Annotated in this window: 22 protein-coding genes and 1 pseudogene; 9 read left to right on the top strand and 14 right to left on the bottom strand. The window is 42.6% G+C overall.

Going from position 1 to position 23,817, the window contains the following annotated elements:
- Window positions 1-115, top strand: a pseudogene (locus ACROAE_RS19110) (IS110 family transposase); the annotation flags it as partial.
- Window positions 116-122: 7 nt separating this feature from the next.
- On the opposite strand, the gene ACROAE_RS19105 reads toward ACROAE_RS19110, so the two are convergent.
- The 3 genes from ACROAE_RS19105 to ACROAE_RS19095 form a co-directional block, all read right to left on the bottom strand.
- On the bottom strand, window positions 123-512 hold the full coding sequence (locus ACROAE_RS19105; protein ID WP_432405304.1) for a hypothetical protein: 390 nt from the start codon (window positions 510-512) through the stop codon (window positions 123-125).
- Between the two features lie 598 nt (window positions 513-1,110).
- Complete coding sequence (locus ACROAE_RS19100; RefSeq protein ID WP_432405300.1) at window positions 1,111-2,007, bottom strand: LysR family transcriptional regulator; 897 nt, start codon at window positions 2,005-2,007, stop codon at window positions 1,111-1,113.
- 155 nt (window positions 2,008-2,162) lie between these two features.
- Window positions 2,163-2,882, bottom strand: a complete 720-nt coding sequence (locus ACROAE_RS19095; protein ID WP_432405297.1) for a pseudouridine synthase — start codon at window positions 2,880-2,882, stop codon at window positions 2,163-2,165.
- Between the two features lie 120 nt (window positions 2,883-3,002).
- Here ACROAE_RS19095 and ACROAE_RS19090 point away from each other — a divergent pair, with 120 nt between their 5' ends.
- Complete coding sequence (locus ACROAE_RS19090; RefSeq protein WP_432405295.1) at window positions 3,003-3,257, top strand: TIGR03643 family protein; 255 nt, start codon at window positions 3,003-3,005, stop codon at window positions 3,255-3,257.
- Between the two features lie 212 nt (window positions 3,258-3,469).
- Here ACROAE_RS19090 and ACROAE_RS19085 read toward each other — a convergent pair whose 3' ends face one another.
- The 3 genes from ACROAE_RS19085 to ACROAE_RS19075 all read right to left on the bottom strand — a co-directional run bounded on the left by ACROAE_RS19085 (window position 3,470) and on the right by ACROAE_RS19075 (window position 7,791).
- Entirely contained in the window at window positions 3,470-4,357 is an 888-nt protein-coding gene (locus ACROAE_RS19085; protein ID WP_432405293.1) for an IS982 family transposase, read from the bottom strand.
- Between the two features lie 201 nt (window positions 4,358-4,558).
- A complete protein-coding gene (locus ACROAE_RS19080) occupies window positions 4,559-7,042 on the bottom strand; it encodes an ABC transporter permease (protein WP_432405289.1) in 2,484 nt (827 codons plus the stop codon).
- Window positions 7,042-7,791 (bottom strand): ABC transporter ATP-binding protein, encoded by a 750-nt coding sequence (locus ACROAE_RS19075; protein ID WP_432405283.1) that lies wholly within the window; start codon window positions 7,789-7,791, stop codon window positions 7,042-7,044. Before ACROAE_RS19075 ends, ACROAE_RS19080 begins: the two co-directional genes overlap by 1 nt.
- A 61-nt stretch (window positions 7,792-7,852) precedes the next feature.
- On the opposite strand from ACROAE_RS19075, the gene ACROAE_RS19070 reads away from it, so the two are divergent.
- A complete protein-coding gene (locus ACROAE_RS19070) occupies window positions 7,853-8,410 on the top strand; it encodes an arylesterase (RefSeq protein ID WP_432405307.1) in 558 nt (185 codons plus the stop codon).
- A gap of 157 nt (window positions 8,411-8,567) precedes the next feature.
- Complete coding sequence (locus ACROAE_RS19065) at window positions 8,568-9,638, top strand: DUF3083 family protein (RefSeq protein WP_432405279.1); 1,071 nt, start codon at window positions 8,568-8,570, stop codon at window positions 9,636-9,638.
- 79 nt (window positions 9,639-9,717) lie between these two features.
- Here ACROAE_RS19065 and sohB read toward each other — a convergent pair whose 3' ends face one another.
- Window positions 9,718-10,728 (bottom strand): protease SohB, encoded by a 1,011-nt coding sequence (sohB, locus tag ACROAE_RS19060; protein ID WP_432405276.1) that lies wholly within the window; start codon window positions 10,726-10,728, stop codon window positions 9,718-9,720.
- A 122-nt stretch (window positions 10,729-10,850) separates the two neighbouring features.
- Window positions 10,851-13,340, bottom strand: coding sequence for a VolA/Pla-1 family phospholipase (locus ACROAE_RS19055; RefSeq protein ID WP_432405272.1), 2,490 nt, complete (start codon window positions 13,338-13,340; stop codon window positions 10,851-10,853).
- A gap of 259 nt (window positions 13,341-13,599) precedes the next feature.
- Here ACROAE_RS19055 and ACROAE_RS19050 point away from each other — a divergent pair, with 259 nt between their 5' ends.
- Window positions 13,600-14,337 (top strand): YciK family oxidoreductase, encoded by a 738-nt coding sequence (locus ACROAE_RS19050; protein ID WP_432405269.1) that lies wholly within the window; start codon window positions 13,600-13,602, stop codon window positions 14,335-14,337.
- A 160-nt stretch (window positions 14,338-14,497) separates the two neighbouring features.
- On the opposite strand, the gene ACROAE_RS19045 is transcribed toward ACROAE_RS19050, so the two are convergent.
- The 6 genes from ACROAE_RS19045 to pspA all read right to left on the bottom strand — a co-directional run bounded on the left by ACROAE_RS19045 (window position 14,498) and on the right by pspA (window position 18,934).
- Window positions 14,498-14,842, bottom strand: a complete 345-nt coding sequence (locus ACROAE_RS19045) for a ComEA family DNA-binding protein (protein ID WP_432405266.1) — start codon at window positions 14,840-14,842, stop codon at window positions 14,498-14,500.
- Window positions 14,843-14,985: 143 nt separating this feature from the next.
- Window positions 14,986-16,074, bottom strand: a complete 1,089-nt coding sequence (locus tag ACROAE_RS19040; protein WP_432405262.1) for a TIGR01620 family protein — start codon at window positions 16,072-16,074, stop codon at window positions 14,986-14,988.
- A gap of 22 nt (window positions 16,075-16,096) precedes the next feature.
- Entirely contained in the window at window positions 16,097-17,539 is a 1,443-nt protein-coding gene (locus ACROAE_RS19035; protein ID WP_432405259.1) for a YcjX family protein, read from the bottom strand.
- Between the two features lie 69 nt (window positions 17,540-17,608).
- On the bottom strand, window positions 17,609-18,004 hold the full coding sequence (pspC, locus tag ACROAE_RS19030; protein WP_432405256.1) for an envelope stress response membrane protein PspC: 396 nt from the start codon (window positions 18,002-18,004) through the stop codon (window positions 17,609-17,611).
- Window positions 17,991-18,230, bottom strand: coding sequence for an envelope stress response membrane protein PspB (pspB, locus tag ACROAE_RS19025; protein WP_188954824.1), 240 nt, complete (start codon window positions 18,228-18,230; stop codon window positions 17,991-17,993). Before pspB ends, pspC begins: the two co-directional genes overlap by 14 nt.
- A gap of 20 nt (window positions 18,231-18,250) precedes the next feature.
- Complete coding sequence (gene pspA, locus ACROAE_RS19020) at window positions 18,251-18,934, bottom strand: phage shock protein PspA (protein ID WP_432405252.1); 684 nt, start codon at window positions 18,932-18,934, stop codon at window positions 18,251-18,253.
- Window positions 18,935-19,127: 193 nt separating this feature from the next.
- On the opposite strand from pspA, the gene pspF reads away from it, so the two are divergent.
- The 4 genes from pspF (at window position 19,128) to ACROAE_RS19000 (ending at window position 23,816) form a co-directional block, all read left to right on the top strand.
- Complete coding sequence (gene pspF / locus ACROAE_RS19015) at window positions 19,128-20,198, top strand: phage shock protein operon transcriptional activator (protein ID WP_432405249.1); 1,071 nt, start codon at window positions 19,128-19,130, stop codon at window positions 20,196-20,198.
- An 83-nt stretch (window positions 20,199-20,281) separates the two neighbouring features.
- Window positions 20,282-21,907 (top strand): ABC transporter substrate-binding protein, encoded by a 1,626-nt coding sequence (locus tag ACROAE_RS19010; RefSeq protein ID WP_432405245.1) that lies wholly within the window; start codon window positions 20,282-20,284, stop codon window positions 21,905-21,907.
- Window positions 21,908-22,939: an ABC transporter permease subunit gene (locus ACROAE_RS19005; protein WP_432405241.1), complete on the top strand. Its 1,032-nt coding sequence runs from the start codon at window positions 21,908-21,910 to the stop codon at window positions 22,937-22,939.
- Window positions 22,926-23,816 (top strand): ABC transporter permease subunit, encoded by an 891-nt coding sequence (locus tag ACROAE_RS19000; protein ID WP_432405238.1) that lies wholly within the window; start codon window positions 22,926-22,928, stop codon window positions 23,814-23,816. The genes ACROAE_RS19005 and ACROAE_RS19000 overlap by 14 nt, the downstream gene beginning before the upstream one ends.
- Window position 23,817: the final 1 nt, after the last annotated feature.

The raw sequence follows: 23,817 nt of genomic DNA, 5'->3' as shown, positions 1-23,817 counted from the left end.
AAAAGTCGCCATCATTGCATGTGTCAGAAAGATGGTAATTATCTTAAATTCGATGCTAAGAGATGGCGTCATGTGGGATGAGAATACAGGTAAAAATAAGTTATTGACGCCATAGTCGTTAGTTAGGCATTTTTCCATATACGGTTTGAACTAAATGAATAGGAGTATAATCCCCAATAATATGGAGCCATAATTAAAGACATTACAATATATGATACCAATGCTTGTACAATACCGAATTCTTTGATCATGTTAAGGGTATTTGTTTCAAAAAATGGAATCGCAAGAATGCTTAATAGGATAGAGCAAAAATAAATACGCCAGAATTTTTTTGAGAAATAGCTTTTATCTTTTGCTCTTCCCCAAATGGCGATAAGCCCAAAATATGTAAATATGATTAATGGTAGGTCACTTAAGAAATTTGATATGTCATATCCTCCTGACATGGATTGAAAAGCTTTGTTTCCTAATCCGACCAGAACTATCAATAAAGTATAAAAGAATATGTACATGTTTAACTCCTTGTTGATGCCTAACAGCTTATTCAACAGCCAAATAAATTTAAAGTCAGCCATTTAAGTGATTGATTAATATCATCCTACATTTGCTATCTTATTGAAGTAAAGCAATTAATTGCCTCTCACAGACAAAATCAAACCGTGCTTGCACATAAGGTAGGATACGATGTCACGGTAGCAAAAATTAAAGACAACAATATCAGAGGGTTACGATTTATGTATTTCTCAACTGCTACAACTAACGCACGATTTTCAATCATTTTTTATCATAAACCGATGACAAGTCGTTATAACTGTACATAAAACCAGCACGCACCCTATAAAAGTACTCACGCTGATTGTATGTTTAACGTTTTTGATTTTTCCACATGCGCAACTGGTGGCTTGAGTACAAATAAAAGCTTGTTGGCAACGGTAAAGTGCATTGTGTTTGTGAGAGGCATTTGGGTAATGCTGCAACAACGGCCAGAGATTATTGCACCACGATGTTAGTGGTTGTAGGCCGTATCTTAAATACCCAATAAGACAAAAATGAGACAATAATGACCCCTCCTAACCAATAGTCTTAAAAACACCTAAATCATAAACAGACTCAAACCAAATTATGAATAATATCGATGATGGGTTGGTAGCGTTTTGCCAATGGGCGGTGCTTTTTATTGATTAGAAATAATGGCTCACTGACGCCCTGCTTTAGATCATCTACGTTATCGAGCTTGGCAATGCATATTTGGGCTTGCTGGGCAAAACTGTCTACGGCAAATTGTGGCAACACGGCAAAGGCTAAGCCTTTTGCTACTGGCACGAGTATTTGATTTAGCTGGTTAACATAACTTCTTATTGGCACCTGCTGTGCCATGGCTTGCTTGTCATTAAAGTAATGATTCACAATTTGTTGCCAATAATGCATGCCATCGGGATGCGCTACCATGCCAAGTGCCATTAACTGTTCAAAGTTTATGGCGCTATCTTGATACTTTTTCGGCATCACAATACATAAAGCTTGTTGCCCTAGTGGCGTGAGTTGCAGCTCATCCATATGAACCGCTTGGGTGATAATGCCAAGCTCAACCTGGTTGGCTAACACATTGTCAATGATGCGCTTATTAGGTGCCGCCTCCAATGAGATTTGTAATTGTTGGTGCGGCTGTTGATAATCAATTAAATGCGGATAAAGTAATAATGCCAGCGAGCCAGAACATGCCACTCGGCACTCGCCAACATAAACATCATCGACAGCCAGTTGTGATAACAGTTGTTGCTGCTGTTGCTGCCAAAGTAAGGCTTGTTGATGTAATTGAATGCCCGCTTCAGTCAGCTCAAAACGTTTTCCAACCCGATATAACAATGCCACACCCACTTGTTGTTCCAACTTTTTAATGTGTTGGCTCACGCCGGGTTGGGTCATAAACAGTTGTTCTGCGGTGTGGGTAAAATGCCCGACTTCAACTAACTTAATAAAGGTGGTTAACCATTGCTGATTTAACATGCCAAACTCCAACGCTAAACGATGTCGATAGCATAACAGCTTTGATAATTTGAGATTATCGATAAGTCTATTTTTGATAATTCTTTTATTGATAATTCTTTTATTGATAATTCTTTTATTGATAAGCATGTTGAAAAACGAGTTTTATGTTGATGTTAGCTAAGAACTGATCCATCTTCGCTATTTTCCGAGTAAAAAGAGCTGATCTCCTCTGCGGTTAAATAGCGCCACTGACCTTCAGGCACATCGAGTTCTACTGCACCAATTCGTTGCCGATGCAGCGCTACCACGTTATTGCCCACGGCGGCAAACATGCGTTTAACCTGATGAAACTTTCCTTCAGTGAGTGTAAGCAACACCTGTTGTGCTGAGATAACCTCTAACCTTGCAGGTAAGGTCAGGCCATTTTCGCCCTGTAATGCGATCCCATTGGCAAAGCGCTCGGCGACATCCTCTTTTATCGGTTTTGCCAAATCGACTCGATAAGTTTTGTAACACGCGTATTTGGGCGAGGTGATATTAAATGTCCAACGGCCATCGTCGGTTATTAACACCAACCCTGTAGTATCAGCATCTAAGCGCCCAGCAATATGAAGCTCTGACGGCCGCTCAATATCCAGTAACGAGAATACCGATGGAAATACGCCATCGACGTTTGAACACAAAGTCTGCTGCGGCTTATTCAATAACAAATAACGAAAAGGACGCGGTACTAAGGTTTGCCCATTAAATTGCACCAGATTATTTTCATGCACTTGAGTGGCCTCATCGGTAACGGCAACGCCATTCACCCACACAGTGGCTTGAGCGATACAGTCGCTCACTTGTTGTTGCGTTAATTCGGTACTTTTACTGACAAAACGGTCAAGACGCATGTGATAGTGATACCCAGGATAATGATTTAAACCATCGTTAAACTATTTATAAACACGCTATAAACTAAGTCAGGCTGTTTAACGTATGTATTGGCAAACCCAATAACGACATCATACGCAATGCTTTCAGCGCAAGATACCTCAAGAATTATCGAAATGGCCTGGGAAGACCGTACGCCATTTGAAGCCATTGAACACCTGTATGGCTTAAACGAATCTGCCGTAATTAAATTGATGCGCAGTACCATGAAACCAGGTAGCTTTAAATTATGGCGCACGCGAGTTACAGGCCGAAAAACCAAACACCTTAAGCTGCGACCAGAGGGAGTCGATCGTGGTTACTGCCCTACACAATATAAGCCGCGCTCTAAATAGCCTGAGTTCGGGATAAGGGATGAACTTATGCTACTTAAAATCAACATGTTACTCCTTGTCACTTTCAAGCTTGTCATTTGTTCTGCTGACAAGGCGAATTGCCGCGTCAATAGCTAGCCTATTGCAAGTCGATTCAACGCAGTTAGCAGGGCAAAGGACTGTTTGAAAGGCGTTTATTATCCCGATCTCAGGTTAAATAACCTGAGATCGGTTTAAGCCATAACCACAATAGTGCCAAATTCCGCGCTGGTAATATTGAGTTGCGGCTTCGTTTCTTTCAGTTGATAAGCAATCAGTCCACCTATCATATTCAACATAAAACCATGCACGCTTCGATGTCTTGTATGCTCTATTTGTGAAATATTTTTTAGCTGGTCATTGATAGTTTCAATGATAAATCGACGTGAAAGCATCGCTCTGTCCCATAGAGATAATGCTTTAGCTTTCATGTTTTTACGGACATTGTTGACGATAGTAACACCTTGTTCGAGTAAGTCGCTCGCGAGTGCCTTACTGATGTAACCTTTGTCGGCATAAAGCTTATCCATTGAGTTGACTACCATCCCTGAAACCGGCTGAGTGTCATGCACATTTGCGGGCGTTATTTTGGCGGCGACAATACCGCCTTTGTGATTAACGATTAAGTGAAGTTTAAATCCGTAGAACCATCCCATGGTCCCTTTTCCGCGACGAGCAAGGCCAGATAACGTTTTATGACGTGGGATACGCAAATTATGGCAAACTTTTACACTGGTTGAATCAACGAATTTTATCCCCGTGGGTAAGCTTCTAATGCTGGAAAAATAACTGCATAGTGGCACGACTGTTGTCGGCATAAGCTCCAGAAAGCGGGTATAGCTGAGTAAGTTGGGGAAATCAGACTTGAAGAATCGAGCAAGATATCCAGTGTAGTAATTTTTAAAATCACGATGATGAGATGTATGGAAGAGTATGATAATAGTCATTATTTCACTCATACTCATTCTGCTCGAACGTTCGCGTTTACGTGTACCATCAGTTAAACACTGTTTTTTCCATTGTGGAATAAACACAGCGCAAAAATCATCGACATCGCAAAATACATCCACTAAATTATCCATAAGCCCTCTGTGTGATTGGTTCCTTCTTGGTCGAAAGATCTGATCACAACGAGGGCGATAAGTTCAAATTTTATCCCGAGTTGAGGTTAAATAGCCTGAGCTTGGGATAAAAAATGGCTTAAGCCAACACAAACAAAAAAAGGGAGATGCCAATGCATCTCCCTCTTTATTCATATATCGGTCATGACTTCTCGCTATGAACTAACCTTCTTTTAGCATGTCACTGCACGACTTGTTCAATAGCAGCCTGCAACGCCACACGCCGAGTGTTGAAACAATGGCGGCGCCAGCCACAGGTGCGATACCCCACCATGGCCAATGCATATACACAACCAACTCAAACACCTGCGTTTTTAGCATATACAAGGCAAACTCAGCCACGATGACCGCTAACAAGCCAGCAATGGCACCCAGTAGGGCAAACTCAAAGCCGGTTGATGCCCGCAATAACCAACCCGATGCGCCAAAGGTTCGTAATACCGCTAACTCACGTTGACGAGTGGCCATACCGGCCTCGGTTTGGGCAATCAGCACTAGTGCACTGGCTAACAACACCAATGCTAATACTAACGACAAAGACAAAGACACTTGTTCAATAATTTGCCTTAGCTGCCCTACCATAGCGCCAACATCAATAATCGACACCGTCGGGAATTGCCTAATTAATTGCAACACCACCTGGTCTGCCGTTAACGTGCTGCCATCGGCGGCCAATAGTTGATCATTAAGATGAAAACTGGCCATAGAGGTATAAGCAAAAGGCTCAAGTGCTTTTGGCGTAAAAATCATGTAAAAGTTTGGCTGCAAGGTTTCCCACTGCACCTGTCTAATACTGGCAACCGTGACTGATAAATCCTGGTTATCGATTCGATAAGTCAGTTTATCACCCAGTTTAAGCTCCAAACGCTCAGCCACACCAGATTCAACAGATACCTCATCGTCGGTTTGATTAAACTGACCCTCAAGCAATTTGTTATTGGGCGGCAAGGTATCGCGATAAGTTAAGTTTAACTCACGAGAGATCCCCACTCGACCTTCAACACCATCATCAGCTTGTTTACCCGAGATCAACTCTTCATCATTAATGTGGGTTAAGCGTCCACGCACAACCGGGTAAATATCGGTGGCTTTTATATGATTGAGGGTTAAAAAGTCATCGAGCGGTTTGCTGTCTTCAGGGGCAATGTTCACCAAAAAGTAATTAGGCGCATTTTCTGGTAACTGCTTTTGCCACTCGTTAAGCAAATCTTGTCTTAAGGCCAAAATAGTTAACAGCAACACCAAAGCACTGCTAAAGCCGACCAATTGCACCGCATTTTGACGAGCACGACGACGCAGCCCAGCCAAAGCTAGTTGCAATGGGTTGGTGGTTTTCATGCCTATGCCGTGGCCGAGGCGGATCATCACAAACCCTAATAGGCTCAGTAACACGCCAAGTAACATGACAGCTAACACGACAGTCATCGTCAGCGCGAGGCTTCTTGAATACAAATAGCCTAAAAGCGCCATCGCCGCTAAGCTGAGAAGCAAATGCAACCACATGCCGAGCTGTAAACCCTCAAGTTGACGTTGCAGCACCCGCAGTGGCGGAATAGCCAATAAACGCATTAACGGATAAGCAGAAAACATAAACGCACTGATTAAACCGGTACTGACACCTAATAATACAGGGCGCAAGTAAGGCGGCGAATACGCGGCGATTTCTGGCGGTAAAAACGCCGTGATACCAAGGTCGAGTAACAAGCCACCGATTAAACCAAGCGCAATACCGAGTAATGTCACTAAAGATAAATGTAACCCAAATAACACACGGATTTGTTTACCCGACGCGCCAAAGGTTTTCAGCATCGCCACCACATCATAATGCCGTTGACAATAACGCTGCGCCGCAATACCGATAGCCGCACACGCCAATGCAATACCCAATAAACTGGCTAGCAATAAAAAGCGTTCAGCACGCTGTACCGCTGAGGCAATCGGAGAATCACCGGATTGCACATCAACCCAACGCTGGCTGTTATTGAGTAGTGGTTTAGCTTGTAGTTCAAAATCAACCAATTGCTGCGAATCACCGGTAAACTGGTACAGGTAGGTCACACGGCTGCCCGGCTGAATAATCCCCGTAGCAGCGACATCATTTAGATGAATAAGCAACACAGGTGATGAGGCAAATGGATTAAAACCGGCATCGGGTAAGCGACTGATTTCTTCGGTTAGTGATAACTCACTGTTACCTAACTCAATGCTTTTAGGGTATCCAAGCAAGCCGCCTAAACGATTTTCATACCAGGCCTGGCCAGTCTGCGGTAACGCGCGCGTTATGCCGGTGCTGAGTTCAATGTCTCCTTTTAACGGGTAACCATCGCCCACCGCTTTGACGGTCACTAATTGAAATTTATCACCCGAATAGACCATCGAGTTAAATTGCATATTGGTGACATGGGCAAGGCCAATGTCGTCTGCAATCGTTAACACTTTAGGGTCTAACTCAACGGGTGAATCGATAATGCGATCGGCAGCAATAAAATTTGCGGCTTCACCATTAATGGCCACTTGTAAACGCTCGCTAACCCGAGCAAGCCCAGTGACCGACAGCACAGCTAAGGTTATGGCCAATACAATCAGCACTAGCTGACCTTGAGCAAGCTCGCGTTTAAATAACCGCCAAGCAATACGCCACTCCATTAGCTTACCTCCTCGGCCTGCTCAACTTCTTCTTTCATTGCATCACGAGTATTTGCTGCAGGTTCAGACAAATGACCATTTTCCATAACAAGCTGTCTTGCACAGCGCTGAGCAAGGTGTAAATCATGAGTAACGAGTACCAAGGTTGTGTCACTTTCTTGGTTAAGGGCAAATAACATGTCGGCAATTTTATCGCCGTTGACACTGTCTAAATTACCGGTTGGCTCATCGGCAAACAGCACTTTAGGTTCACAAATAAATGCTCTGGCAATCGCTACTCGTTGCTGCTCACCGCCAGACAATTGTTTCGGTAAATGATTTAAGCGATGCGACAAGCCAACACGTTCAAGCATCGCCTGGGCTTTTTGCTTGGCATCGGTAACGCCTGCAAGCTCTGCAGGTAACATCACGTTTTCTAACGCGGTTAAAGTGTCGACCAACATAAAGGATTGAAAAATAAAGCTGACTTTTTGCTTACGCAGTGCGGCTTTTTGCTCTTCGTTTAGCCCTGACAATGCGACACCATCAAGCACTATCTCACCTGAGGTTGGTGTGTCTAAAGCGGCTAATAATCCAAGTAAGGTTGATTTACCCGAACCCGATGGTCCAAGAATAGCAATGCTGTCACCTTGCTTGACTTCTATATTAATGCCGTTGAGGATAGTCAACTCTCCCTCTTGGGTCACTACAGTTTTATTAAGGTTAGTTACAGTTATGGCATTGGTATTTCGAACGATATTATTAGACATACAATCCTTCTTCTTTTTGTCGCTTAAACGCATGTTAGCTACTGCATTTACGCTAATGTTAATGTGCGCGCCTACCTATGCTGCCACGGTTTTGATACTAGGTGATAGTTTAAGTGCAGGCTATGGCATGCCAGAAAATCAAGGTTGGGTACAATTACTGCGAAACGAACTGCCTCAACATGAGATTGTTAATGGTTCTGTCAGTGGCGAAACAACTGCAGGAGGCTTACGCAGGCTCGCGAGTTTACTGGACTCTAGCCAACCAGACATTGTTGTTATTGAGCTCGGCGGTAACGATGGTCTGCGTGGATTCCCACCAAATCAGTTGAAATCAAATCTTACAAAAATCATCACGCAATCACAGGAGCACGGCGCCAAAGTGTTGCTGACCGAAATCATGGTGCCACCAAATTACGGACCTCGCTACACAAAAATGTTCACTGATGTGTATCATGAATTAGCAGATGAATACTCGCTCAGCCTAGTGCCATTTTTTATGCAAGATATCGCGGCAGATAAAAGCTTGATGCAACGTGATGGCATTCACCCAAATGAATTGGCACAAGATAGAATTACGCAATGGATGCTGCCTTGGATCACAACAGCAATAGATAAGTAACTATTTAAATTTTATAAGTTTCACAGCAAATGTTAAAATGTTTTGCATAAAGTGAACGAAAGTCATTTTATTTTCAGTATCAATGTTTAGAATGGATGCTCAGCAAGCAATTAAATAACGATAAACTTTAGACAATTAGACAATTTAAGGAAATAACATGTCCGTCAGTCGTCAAAAAAAAGTATATTTACCTAGTGCGACCCGTAAAAACCAGTACATCACTATCGGCTTTCCTTTAACCGATGAATACCTTAATGCCTACAGTAGTTTAGAAACTTGTTACGATGAATTCAGTAAACTAGTATACCAACTCGCTGAAAAACAAGAGCTGTATAATGTGCATGTGGTTACCACAGATAAATTACCTATGGTGCGCTTTCACAGCGAAGCATATTGTTTAAGTTCAAATGAACAACTGCGTTTCTTTTATAATCCTGCGCATCATGAAGCGAATCGCCTTCACAGCACACCAGGCTTTAGAGCGCGTAAATTACGTATTGTCTTTTTAGCGACAGGTGATGACTTACGCAGCAACGCTGCCAGTTTTCACACCAAAATCCAGCAATTTATTGCCGAACTCAAGCCGCTGTTACCCGTAAAAGATGTACCGATTAAAATTCGCGACCACCAGCATATCTCTTATGACTTTTTTGCTAAAGCAAAGGGCCTAAAAGAAACATATGGCTATAAGTTACGTGCGGTAGACAGTCGTTATCAACGTCGTCACTGTGAATTACCTGAAAACGTCAGTACATTGAACTACGTCACCATTAACATTCCTGTCGATCGCCGAATCAAAAAGCAATTGTTGGCTAATGACACGGTCGATTTTGGTGCTGTTTATCAAACGGTTTATGACAAATTTATCCAGGCAACCCAAAGTAAGCAGCTAAAGCGCGTCGCAATGGTGGCTAATGGCAAGTTGCCGCTAGTGCGTAACAGTAAGTACGAGCAGCTCACCAGTACTGATGAGTTTCAAATGATTGGTTTTGACCCTCACGCCCAATCTCCAGAACCGATTGGCCACTGGGACAGCAATAAGCTCGTCGATGTTTTCCGCTTTGTGATTGTTGCTGGTAAGAGTGACGAAACCGATGAAGGCTATGGCCGCTTTATGAATCAAGTAGAAGATGCATTACGCATGTTTACTCAAGATTTTGATATTGATAAAGAACATGTCGATGTGATTTTACGCTTCCACCAGCACATCAGTTATAAAGCTCAGTAATGATGTCATATTGATTGTTATGCTTATCTAAAACAAAAACGACAGCCAAGGCTGTCGTTTTTTTTATCATTCTTTACACTTATACTGATTGATTACGTTCAACCAATTTGTTCATCACGGCGTTAACCGACAACGAAGCACCATGGGCAATTTTATCGGCCAGTTTTTTCTTCATCTGATATCGAATTTTAATCACTTGGTGTGTTTTCACTAAGTTTAAAATGACATCATCGCTAGTCGAAATCTCATCAATTAACCCTAAATCAATCGCTTGTTGACCATACCAATGCTCGCCTGTGGCCACCTTAGCAATGTCCATTTCTGGACGGTAGCGGCCAACAAACTCTTTAAATAACACGTGGGTTTCTTCAAGCTCTTGTTGAAACTTGGCGCGGCCTTCATCGGTATTTTCACCAAAGATGGTTAAGGTACGCTTAAAGTCGCCCGCGGTATGTTGCTCGTAATCAATATCATGCTTTTTAAGCAAACGGTTAAAGTTCGGCACTTGCGCCACAACGCCAATAGAACCGACAATCGCAAAGGGAGCCGCATACACTTTGTTGGCCACACAAGCCATCATATAGCCACCGCTCGCAGCCACTTTATCGATACAAATCGATAATGGGATATTGGCTTGACGTAAACGGTCTAATTGGCTTGAAGCAAGGCCATAGCCATGTACCATGCCGCCGCCACTTTCTACATTCACCAGGACTTCATCATCTTTATCGGCAATGGTTAAAATAGCGGTGACTTCTTCACGCAGTGAGGCAACCTCACCCGCATCGATACTGCCTTTAAAATCGATAACAAAGACTTTGCCCTTGGTGACATCTGCTTTATCAGCGGCTTTTTCATCAGCCTTAACCTGTTTTTCATAAGCTTTAAATTGCTTTTTAGACAACAACTCTTCTTTCAACTGATGCTTAAGTTGCAATAGCTCATCTGAAATATCGGTCAGGCGTAATTCACCTTTTTCAGCTTTGTTTTTCATGCTACTGGCTAACACCAATACCACTACAGCCATTATTGCTATCACAATCGTCACAGCTTTAGCTAAAAATAAGCCGTATTCATATAAAAATTCCAAATTTCACTCCACAAAGGAAAAACAGTCTACCGACATTTTATCAGCATTTACCGATAAATAGAGAATAAAAAACCCAGCAATTTGCTGGGTTTTAAGTCAAAACGGCGACTAATTAGTAACGATTAGTTACAGCTTTTAATCACATCACTGTTTGATACCACAATAGTGGCTTGTCCAGCGCCTGCACTCTTAGCAAAGCCAGCAACCTGAGCTTGCATTTCAGCCGTTGCCGCAGCAGCCATACCATCGGTAACACCTGGTACTTCACTAGGGCTAACAATTGAACTGTGGTGACCTTTAGAGAAACGCACAGCACCTGAACCTGGCATAGTTGCATCGACACAATCTAAACCGATAGCGGCAATTAATGGCTCTGTACCTGATAGTGGGAAATTAGCCACACTGTTTGGTAAGGTTTGATCAGGTAAGTTATTAGCATCATCGCCCGCGATTTCGATTAAATGAACCGGGATCTCTGTCGCAGCTAACATACCAGCATGGTTTAATGGATCCGCTGAATCAATGGCAGTTTGTACAGCCAGTGCAAATGATGGAATAAACCCAGCATAAACAGCCTGTACTAATGCTTCGTACTCAGCAGTACCTTCTTCATAACCTGCAGTGTTAGCAGCCGTTAATAGCGCAGCAAACGTGCTAGACGCTGTGACGTTAGCAAACAATTGTGGACCAAATGCAGCAGAGCCAGCAAATGAACCTGCTAAACCACCCGCTGGAGCCACTAGTGACGCTGCATTAATGGCATAAGGGTTACCTAATGACGCACCTGTAGACGGGTCTCTCAAACCAGTACTGGCGTAAGTCGAGAAGGTTGTACCGACAATACCGCCCAAGCTTAAACCTTGAGTACTGATTTTAGAGACATCAAACACTTGTGGTTGGTTAGCAGCCGCTAATTGTCCTGCCATACCCTCTAATAATAAACGCAATGCTAAATGATCTAGCGTTGCCTGGCGGAAGTTATCACGCACAGTTAAGGTACTGGCAATGTTAACAAACACGAGTGGATTACCATTAGTAAATGCATCAGGCTTACCAATTAAGTTACCAAATGCAGGTGCCGTTGCTGATATTTCATAAGCGCCACCATTGCCAATCTCAAATGAGCGCTCACCGTGCAGTGGCATATCGATTGAAATCGTCGCGATACCGGCCGCAGCATAAGTACCGGCATAGGCTAGGTTCATTTCTTTACCGCCACCTAAACCGTGCATGGTAATCGTTGTTGGCCAGCCACTTGTTGGTGGAACAAATGTGCCACCTTGAGCGGTTGTAAATGCTGCAAGTTTGGCTGCATTTGGCAAGGTAATTTGCACCGGAATCGTTTCATACCCTTTAATTGCAGGGATAGGATTAAGACGCGTTAAGTGCTTGGTTTTATCCGCTGCAGTGCCGTCATCCAATTTCCACTGTTTACCGGCAAGTAATGCAGGATTCGCTAACGCAGCTTGTGCATCAACACCTTGCTCAGATGCTTGAGTAAAAAAGTTGGTTTGGCTTAACGTGCCAGCTTGTAATGCCAATAACACTGACACAGGGCTGTCACCCTGAGCAAACCAGCGACCATTTGGCGCAGTTGGCGCACCATCGACAACCGGAATAACACAACTAGCAGAAGAACAGTTACCATAAAATGGCACTTTAATTTCAGCTTTATACACATCAGCCATATCAGCTAATACGTATGCAACACCACTGGCTGAAGTTAATCCTAACGCCTGAGCAGCAGTGTAACCCGCTGGCGTTGGCGTTTGAGTAAAAGCAGGTTTATATGGATCGCTAGACACCATTAACAACTTAGCCGTCTCATAAACATTGGCTATCGACTGCGTAGTGAATAATCCTGAGAAAATAATGTTTTCAGAATCAACACCGTGCTCAGCAGCAACGCCTTTTTCATAGCTATTAACTAAGCCTTGTAATTGTAATTGAGCAGCAGTTTCTAGCGGCTTTGTTTCAATGTCTAACTTAAGTAAGTTATATGTTGTAGAAGGCGCAATACTGCGACCTAACGAATCCTGAATTAAGTCTGTTGCAACATATAAATAGGATTGAATGGGTTTTAAAGGCTTAAGTGGCACAATCACCACACTGCTACCAGACGCTTTGGTAACAAAATCAACACCAAAGGTTAATTCTTCACCCACTTTACAAGCTGATACTGATGCTTGTGAAGTACATTCAGGATCGGTAGAAAGCGAACCTCCTACTGTGGCTTCAAAAACGCGAACAGCACCTGGCTGAAATACCGATGCAGCATCAATGGTGAGTGCATTACCCTGTAGATCGTTTGCTAGCTCCATAGTTATTGAAATTGGTGAGCTAGTTGACCATCCATCTAATGCACCAAGTGCGATTGAAGGATTGGTGTAATCGACACCGGTTTCACCCGGGATAGACAAGGTACCATCTGTAGTACCACTAAACAGTAAATCGTTAGGTAGCGGCAGTTTGCCATTAGCTGGATCAAACTGAACGTACGACAGAGGCACTAATGGTTCAGCTTTTTCTTTTGCTTCGTTAAAACTATCACCGCCACATGCCGTCAAACCGAGAGCAGATGTTATTGCAACACCCAAAATGAGTCTTTTCATCTTTTTTCCCCAAATCTTGTTTTAATAATTTTGTTTTCCCCAAGAATTGGTCACAATAGTCCAATCATGCGACCAAAAGGACTTATGTTAGTCCTTAACTATTCTCAAGTTAACGCAAAATTATAGAGTTAGCTACAAGTTTGTTACATGCAAATGACCTATTCGCATACAATTATCAATCATTTGTTTCAAACGGTCGTTTATTTTTTATTCGGTTCTAGATTTGACGGGCGATTGCGCTTAGAGGAATTAATTAATCATGTTGGAATATCAAGCTGCAAAAGATTTACTTAATAATAAAACTATCTTGGTTACTGGTGCTGGAGACGGAATTGGCCAGGCAGCCGCGATTGAATTTGCTAAGCACGGCGCGACCGTTATTTTACTGGGTAAAACCGTTAAAAAACTTGAAAAAGTGTACGACGAAATCATTAATGCAGGTTATCCGACCCCTGCTATTGTGCCACTTGATTTAAAAGGGGCAACAGAGCAGAACTACATCGACATGGCAGAAACCATAGCAGAGCAATTTGGTCACTTAGATGGGTTATTACACAATGCCTCACAACTCGGTGCATTAGGCCCGTTTGAACACATTGATCTTGCTTCGTTAGAGACCATAATGAAAGTCAATGTAACGGCTCAGGCTATTATGACCAAAGCGTTATTACCGATAATGCGTAAAGCACCAAATGCGTCCATTATCTTTACTTCTAGCAGTGTTGGCCGTAAAGGTCGTGCTTACTGGGGACCATATGCTTTCTCTAAATTTGCGACCGAAGGCATGATGCAAGTGTTAGCTGATGAATGTGATGAAACACATGTACGTGTGAATACCATTAACCCAGGTGCGACTCGCACGGAAATGCGCGCTAAAGCATACCCAGCAGAAGATCCACAAACATTAAAAACAGCGCTGCAAATTATGCCGACTTACTTATTTTTGATGGGTGATGAATCTATTGGTACTAATGGCCAGGCCTTAAACGCGCAATAATGAGTCTGTAGCATTTAATCGTCTCAACTGAATGAGCTGTACTCAAATATTACAGCTACATTTATTGAAAAAAAACGGAAGCCAAGGCTTCCATTTTTATTATTAATTTTACCACACCTAAATTGAACTAGTTCAACTAAACTAACTTCAACTGGCTAGCTTAAAAGCTGATATTCTTGGCATTTTGACCGACTAATTTCTCGCCGACACCTTTTACCATAGTCAATTGCTGTAAATCTTTAAACTTACCATTTTTAGCTCGATAATCGACAATAGCTTGCGCCTTAGCTTGACCTATGCCCTTAAGCGATTGTAGCTCGGTGACACTGGCTTTATTTACATTAACACTGGCTAATTTAGCCGTGTTTTTGTCAACGGTTGTGGTTACTTTTTTGGATGTTTCAGCGGCAACGTTGGTTTTGGCTGCGTCGGCGGCAAAAGATGAGGTGCTGAAAAAACAACATAAGCACATAAATACCGCAGTTAATGTCAATGATGACTTCATTAGAGTCTCCTTGTTTCCTTAAATTGCTGGCATGTTCCCTACTCCATAAGCCAGCGCGAAGATTCAGAACGCTATGCTGTTTCTAAATCGACACTAACTGTAGTCAACAATGATGCGTTGTACATAAAAAACACAATTCGCTATCACTGATTATTAACTTTTTCTGTCGTTTTAGTTTTTGTCTTGGTCATTATCGACGAGGTAAATTGGCTTAATTCACCCAATAAATGCTGGTGAACTTGAGTTAGCTTGGGCTTGTTTTTAGCTTTAAAAGCAATAGGACGACATAAACTCATAGCCTGGTAGCCTAGCCTTGCTGTGAGCAAGCCACCGCCCAGTCCCTGCGCTATCCGAGTGGATAATTTACCGGTCATTTCAACAGATAATAATTGTGTGCCGAGATCGGTAATCACTTCAGTGCTGCCCGCGTAAATTACATTGATAATGATGCTACGGATAAGCTTAATCCGACTCCAATAGCCTAATTCAATGCCATAAATAGCAGCCACTTCATTAATCATCTTTTGATTTCGCCACAAAATGATGGCCATATCTAACGCGGCCAACGGACTTGCAGCGAGTAATAATGCCGACTCAGCGGCAAATCGATTGACTCTTTTTTTCGCTAACAAATCACGTTCACTAAGTACTATTTGATCAAACAGCATGACAATCTCAGCATCATTATGCTCTTTATTACTGGCCTTAATGTAATGCTGCTTTGCCTCAGTATTAGGATATTTTGCTAAAATAGGTGCAATAAATTTATTGGCTTCTCCCATTTGCATACTTTGCGATAATCGCTCTGCAATAGCCTGGTGATCGGCCACTTTTTTAAGGTTAACCAATTTACGCCATTCTTTAACAACCCCGACCCCAGCCCATAGACTCACAATGGCCAAGACGGAGGCATAAAAACCAAACAACCAGGGGCTTTGATTAAATGATTCCATCAACCCTAAGGCCGTTTGCACAACGGCTAATAAAGCCACACTGATTAACGATAACACGGCTAACCTAGACCAGCGTTTAGGCTTGCTGGGGGCAATACTGTCAGAGATTGACTCAGGCAGTTCATCTAGAGCTTGTTCGCACACAAAATCAACGTCATTGAATGATTGCGTTGGTTTAATAGGCTCAGCGGTGTTGCTTGCCTCTGCGTCGTTAATAAGTTCAGCGTCAGTAAAGACTTGCGATTTTTTAAGTCCCGAAGCGTTATTTGTCTGATTCATAAAGATACTCACACTCATGCAACTAGGTTAATTTGTCGCCTAATAGAAACTCTAAAAGATGATCTAGACGAATATGTTCAAACGTTGGATGAGCTTCATTTAAATGGCTAATATTAGGAGGTAAAAAGGCGTTAAAGTTAAACCCTTGTTGCTGCCAAAATGTGGCATCTGGCAAGGTTATTGGCACATCGCCGGGATAAACCGTTATTTGCTTGCCGTCCAGACCTGTGCCTTTGACCACTTCTTGCTGGCCGTTACCTGTATTGACCATGCCATGTTGCGTTGCTTTAATCGCACTGATGGCCATGGTCTCAACTTCGCTGCCTTCAAAATTGGCGTAGTGCTGGCTTTGTTGCAGCATGGCGTTGAGCAAACTAAGCACATGACTTTGTTGGTCTCGCGTCACCCGGTCTACCTGGCTTGCAGCAAATAATACTTTATCAATACGGGGTGAAAACAGACGCTTAATTAAGCTTGATTGGCCAAACTGAAAGCTTTCCATAATACTGTTTAACGCTCGGCCCATATCAGTAAACTGTGCTTGCCCCTTGTTTAATGCATTTAAGCAATCCACCAGCACCACTTGGCGGTCAAAACGTGAAAAGTAATCGCGATAAAAAGGCTTAACCACTTGTGAAACATACTGCTCATAACGGCGTTTTAATACATGATAATTTGAGTCGTTAGGGCTTGAAGCCAGTTCAGAATGATTCAACGGGCTAAGGCCCAATAAAGGGAAAAAGGCTAATAATGGCGTGTTCTCATATTCGCCGGGTAACAGCATCCGTCCGGGTTGGGCATGGTAAAAACCTTGTTCACGGACTAAGTCAACGAGCAGGTTTTGGTAAACATCGGCGACATATTTAAGTTGTTGTTCATCAGCGACTTCAGCTAAATCTAACTTGCTCACAGCCTGAGTAAATTCGTCATAGTAAGGAGAGCAACTCAAACTGGTGACATTTTGCTGTTGCGATAAACACCAATGAGTAAAGTCATGTTTGAGCATCGGCAAATCAAGTAACCATTCACCTGGGTAATCGACTATATCGACATATAATGTGGCGCTGTCAGTTAATTTAGCCAATATGCCTTGTTGAGGTTGATACTTTATTGCTAGGCGTAATTCAGTAATAGTTCGCGTTGATGCAGGCCAATGCGGCGGGGATGAGTTTAATGCATTCATTGAGCCTTGATAATCAAAGCTGGCGATGTCTAGGTCTGGCTGCATAGCACGCTGTACGCCAATTAAGCGATCTTCTCTGGCAACTTGCCACAAAGGTAATGGGTTATGTTTATTGCCTTTACCGGCATGTAACAGCTGATTGACCAGTCCACTAATAAATGCCGTTTTACCGGCACCAGATAAACCCGTAACAGCAAGCCTAACATGGCGATCTGTACTACGGTTCACAATAGATTGAGCCGCTTGAGTCACTTTAAACAAGGAACGATCTAATAATCTCATAATGGCTAACAGATCCTTACATCACGAGTAATAACAAAACAAGGGCGGTAAACCGCCCATTTAGAGTAATTAAAGACTATTGATTTCCCGCTTTAAGTCAAAGCTATCTGACGTAACGTGTTTCTCTAGTCGCTGCAATCGAGTTTCCAGTCCATTAAACTGACGGCTGACATCAAATAAGGCACGTTTTGCAGGCTCACCGGCTTGCCATACCTTCTTTTTAACTTCAATGTTCTTGTGTTGTTCGTCATATTCTAATGTCTGTGGTTTAACATCTAATATCATCCACAGTGCAATATAAATCACAAACACCACACCGGTACCGCCAAGCAGAAATATCGATACTGCTAACACGCGCACTAACCAGGTTTCAAAGTTAAAGTAATCCGCGATGCCTGAACACACTCCCGCTATTTTACCACTTTTAGGATTGCGATATAACGTTCGACCGTTAGATGTGCCCATGTTTCGCCCTCCACTCTGGTGAATCAGTATCTAAAATTGCTTCTAAGGTTTCTATGCGATGGCTCATTTTTTCAGCTTTCGCAATAAGATCATTAAGCTGACCGAATTCTTCCTCAGTGAGTCCTTGGCTCACTTGTCGCTTACTGCGGTAGTGAAGAATCAACCAAATGGGGGCAACAACAACCAGGAAAATGATAATTGGTGCTACAAGAAGATCCATATCCATAACTCACCTCTGAAAAATTATTATGCTTTTGATTTAGGTTGTGATTTTGCGTTTATTTTTGCTTTCAGTGCAGCTAACTCATCGTTAACAGCATCTTCAGCTTCTAATGCGGCAAACTCATCGGCAAGTGAATCTTTTTTACCTAAGTCATATGATTCAACTTGAGCTTCGAGGCCTTCAACACGACGCTCGTATTGCTCAAACTTCATCATTGCATCATCAATTTTGCTTGAATCAAGCTGCTTTTTCACTTCTAAGCGTGAAGTGGCAGTTTGCTTACGCATAATGATGGTCTTTTGGCGAGCACGGGCATCATTCAACTTTTCTTGCAGTTGTGCCACTTCGTCTTTTAAACGTGTGATATGTTCTTCAACAACTTGCAACTCCATTTCAAGCGTTTGCAATAAACCCGTGGTTTTTTGCTTTTCAATTAAGGCGGCTTTTGCTAAGTCTTCACGATCTTTAGATAATGCTAACTCAGCTTTGTTCTGCCAATCTTGAACTTGCTCTTGCACACGACTAATGCGACGTAACAGTTCTTTTCTCTCAGCCAATACTTTGGCAGAGGTTGAACGTACTTCTACTAACGTGTCTTCCATTTCTTGAATGATAAGGCGAACCATTTTTTCTGGATCTTCGGCTTTATCTAGTATTGCACTGATATTTGAATTAACGATATCTGCAAAGCGAGAGAAAATTCCCATAATGTATTCCTCAAAAAGTAACGTGGATGTCGCAATAGGTATTACACATTGCGTGCCAACTTTTTCAACTATAACAATATCAGCTAGTTATACAAATATTTAACTTTTACTTTCATTTATTAACTAAGCCATCTATTATGATTTTCACCAATTATTAGTCTAATTCACTAACAATTTTGCGAGTAAGCCAACTGTGAGTAAACAATACCAACAAGATAATCTCATCGGCCAATCTAATGCGTTACTCGAAGTATTAGAACATGTGTCTAAAGTCGCACCGTTATCAAAACCGGTGCTCATTATTGGTGAGCGCGGTACCGGTAAAGAGTTAATTGCAGAGCGTTTGCATTACTTATCTGCCCGATGGGACCAAAGCTTTATAAAACTTAATTGCTCATCATTAAGTGAAAACTTACTCGAAAGTGAACTGTTTGGCCATGAGTCTGGTGCATTTACAGGTGCCAAAGGTAAACACGAAGGCCGCTTTGAGCGCGCCGATGGTGGAACATTGTTTTTAGATGAATTAGCCAATACCTCTGGGCTTATTCAAGAAAAACTTTTGCGAGTCATTGAGTACGGCGAATTTGAACGTGTTGGTGGCAGTAAAACCGTACAGTCGGATGTACGTCTCATCTGTGCTGCGAACGAAGATTTACCAGCACTTGCTGAAACAGGCGAATTTAGAGCCGACTTGTTAGACAGATTAGCCTTTGATGTGATTACCCTACCGCCACTTCGAAGCCGCACCGAAGACATTATGACGCTAGCCGAACATTTTGCGATTAGTATGGCAAGGCAGCTCGGGCTTGAATATTTTGGCGGTTTTGGCGCCATCGCCATTGAGCAACTGATGATGCACGATTGGCCAGGTAATATCCGAGAGCTCAAAAATGTGATTGAACGCAGCGTGTACCGAGAAGGTTCTGAAGGGCAAGAGATTGACCACATTATTTTAGACCCATTTGCGTCCCCTTATCGCCCATTGAGTCGAGTTAAAACACGCGAACGTCAAGCAAAACCAATCGAATCCGTAATAGATAAACCGCAAGCAGATGCAGAACAAAGCGAAGTGGCAATAATGCAAAGTAGCATTGAGTTTCCGATAAACTTCAAAGAATACACCGAAAATGCTGAAGTGACTTTATTACAACGCGCACTGGCTGAAGGCCTATATAATCAAAAGAAAACCGCGGATTTACTAGGGTTAAGCTACCACCAGCTAAGGGGTATTCTCAAAAAATACAACTTACTTGATAAGTCGTAAATGAACTTATGCATCAGCGATTGCTCCACTGACATGAACACTGTTAAAATGCTTACTCAAAGTCGATAAAAAATGATAACACCATGCCTGTTATAGTAAAACGCTGGTATCAGCTGATTTCCTTATGTTTTACCAGTTCGTTACTGGCAGCATGTGGACAAGCACAATTGCCTTCTGGTTTGGTGTATTGCAGCGAAGGTAACCCTGAGAGCTTTAACCCACAATTAGTGACTTCTGGCACCACTATAGATGCCACTTCACACCAAATTTATAGCCGACTGGTGAATTACAGCCAAGCTAAAGCCGATATCATTCCAGGCCTGGCTACTGAGTGGCTTATGTCTGAAGATGGCTTAAGTTACCAGTTTACATTACGTGAGCATGTGAGCTTTCATAAAACACGTCGTTTTACGCCATCAAGAGACTTTAATGCTGACGATGTACTTTTTTCGTTTAATCGCATTATAGATCCCTTACACCCCTATCACTTAGTCAGTAGAACTGGCTATCCATTTTTTCAAAGCATTGGATTTGCAGAACTTATTGAGTCCATTAAAAAGGTCAATGACCATCAGGTAATTTTTCACTTAACCCGTAAAGATGCCTCGTTTCTCTCTAATTTGGCGACCGATTTTGCAGTCATACTATCAGCCGAATACGGTTATCAATTGTTATCTCAAGGGAAACCAGAAGACATTGATTACTATGCCGTTGGTACCGGCCCTTTTCAGCTTAACCAATATGTTAAAAATGAATACATTCGCTATAAAAAGCATCCCGTTTATTGGGGCCCAACGGTAGAGCTTGATCAGTTAGTGTTTGATATCACCCCAAGAAGCACCGCGCGTATTGCAAAATTGATTACCGGAGACTGCAGCGTATCAGCATTACCTAAAGCGGGTGAACTCGCCGTGGTCGCGCAGCACCCTGATGTGATTATTGATGCAAAGCCAGGCTTAAACGTTTCTTTTTGGGCGTTTAATACTCAAAAGCCGCCGCTCGATGATGTCCGCGTGAGACGAGCTCTTGCACATGCCATTGATAAGCGTAATATTCTGGATGCGGTGTATAACGATACTGCAGTTGAAGCCACTGGCGTTTTGCCTCCCGCATCGTGGGCTTACTCTCAAAACTTATCACCAAATGAATACAACCCACAAAAAGCCATTGCGTTATTGAACGAAGCGGGGATTAATAATTTATCAATCAATGTTTGGGCAATGCCCGTTGCACGTATTTATAACCCCAGTGCATTAAAAACCGCCGAACTTATTCAAGCCGATCTCGCCCGGATCGGCGTAAAGCTGAATATCATTAGCTATGATTGGAGTGTGTTTACTCAAAAGCTTTCTGCTTCAAACTACGATTCGGTATTAATAGGATGGAATGCAGATAACAGTGACCCAGATAACTTTTTTACTCCGTTACTCAGTTGTGCGGCATTGGCATCAAACAATAACCGTTCTCGGTGGTGTCAAAAAGACTTTGAACATTTACTCGCTCAAGCACAAAGTGTGACGTCGCAACCAGAACGCAAAGCATTTTATCAATCAGCCGAAGCCATTATTAGCGATCAAGTCCCTATGGTGACGCTGGCTCATGCAAAGAAGGTCGTCCTGAAAAAGAACAATATTACCGCAATGCAAATTCGCCCATACGGCGGGATCTCATTTGCTAAAGCGATACAAACATCAGAGGAAGGCGAATAAATGTGGCGTTATCTTTTTAGACGCATCACCCTGTTTGTTGCCACATCGATGTTGATGATAGCAGTGCTGTTTATTGCAACGGGCTTGTTCCCTGCCAGCAAAGCGTATTCGTTGTCAGGGATCCAATATCCCTCAGCAGAGCAACAACGTCAGATAGACATCGATTATCAGTTAAACGATAACGTATTATTGCAATTTACCGCTTATCTTCGGCAACGATTGTCGGGCAATTTAGGTATTTCGAGCAACTCACAACAAACTGTGGCAGGCGAGTTGGCATCGGTGTTACCCGCCTCTTTTGAATTATCATTATTCTCTGGGTTTATTGCTGTATTTTTTGGTGTGCCTATAGGAGTGATAGCCGCTTTAAGTAGAAATAAAGCACTGCAACACAGCATTTTAGCGTTTACATTAACGGGGTATTCCATTCCGGTTTTTTGGCTTGGATTAACATTGTCAATGTGGTTTGGGGTTAATCTAGGTTGGCTACCGATTTCAGGGCAAATTAACTTATTATATGAAATCGAACCCGTGACAGGCTTTATGTTAGTGGACACGTTAATGTCCGAGTCCGCTTATCGTATTCCTGCTTTTCATGACGCTATTCTGCATTTGATATTACCTGCCGTCACCTTAGCGCTGTTGCCATTTACCCTGGTTGTACGCATCACTCGACAAGCGGTGATTAATGTCATGAATCAAACCTATATTCGCGCAGCTGAAGCTCGGGGATTACATACTTTTAAAATCCTCGTCCGCCATGCTATGCCTAACGCACTGATCCCGGTATTAAAAAGCATTGGCTTAATGCTCGGCTCATTTGCCAGCTACGGTATTGTTGTCGAAGTCATATTTTCATGGCCTGGCGTTGGCAGTTGGTTAGTTTCGGGGATTTATCAACGAGATTATACTGTTATTCAAGCAGGCATTTTGTCTGTGTCGCTGTTAATTATTTTCTTAAGTATTTTGATTGACCTAATGCATACCGCAATCAATCCGATGAGTAGAAAGGAATTATATGCCTCGCATTAAAGTCTATCATGAAGACCATATCGACTCGCCAATGTGGCGGGTTTGGCAAAGCTTTTCATCCAATCCTTTTGCAGTAATCGGTTTGTGGGCGGTAATATTTTTACTGGTGCTGACCATTTTTGCCCCGATTATTGCGCCCTACTCCGCAGAAACTCAAGATCAACTAGTATTGCTCTTGCCACCGTCTTGGGATCCGGCAGGTAAAGTCGAACACTTTTTAGGAACCGATGATCTAGGTCGTGATATTTTCAGCCGCATTTTACATGGCGTGCAACTCACCTTCGGCATGTCGTTATTAATTGTGGCGGTATCATTATTTTTTGGCTTTATTATTGGCTCGTTGTCGGGAATGATGCGCGGTATCAAGTCTAGCGTACTCAGTCACTTACTCGATGCATTATTGTCTATCCCGTCATTACTAATGGCTATTTTGGTGGTCGCAGTGATGGGGCCTGGGTTGAATAATGTGTTTTGGGGAGTGGTGATTGCCATGATCCCGCAATTTGTGCGTGCCATTCATCTCGCCGTCCATGAAGAACTGCAAAAAGAGTATGTTACCGCTGCAAGGTTAGACGGTGCTAATTCCCTGCAAATCTTTTGGTATGTGATTATGCCTAACGTGTGGGATGTATTGATTATTCAGGTCACGATGGCGATTTCTGCAGCCATATTAGATATTGCCGCACTCGGTTTTTTAAACTTAGGCGCACAAGCGCCGAGTCCTGAATGGGGCGCGATGGTGGCACAGGGATTAGATAACTTATTACTCGCGCCATGGACAGTGACCATTCCCGGTGTTGCCATTTTGTTTACTGTATTATCGGTAAACTTAGTGGGTGACGGTTTACGCTCAGCACTTGCACCAATAAGAAACTAAT

Source organism: Shewanella sp. MF05960 (genome assembly GCF_050849305.1).
Taxonomy (GTDB): domain Bacteria; phylum Pseudomonadota; class Gammaproteobacteria; order Enterobacterales; family Shewanellaceae; genus Shewanella.
The sequence above is the reverse complement of the archived record's forward strand: the minus strand, read 5'-3'. Positions and strand labels throughout refer to the sequence as shown.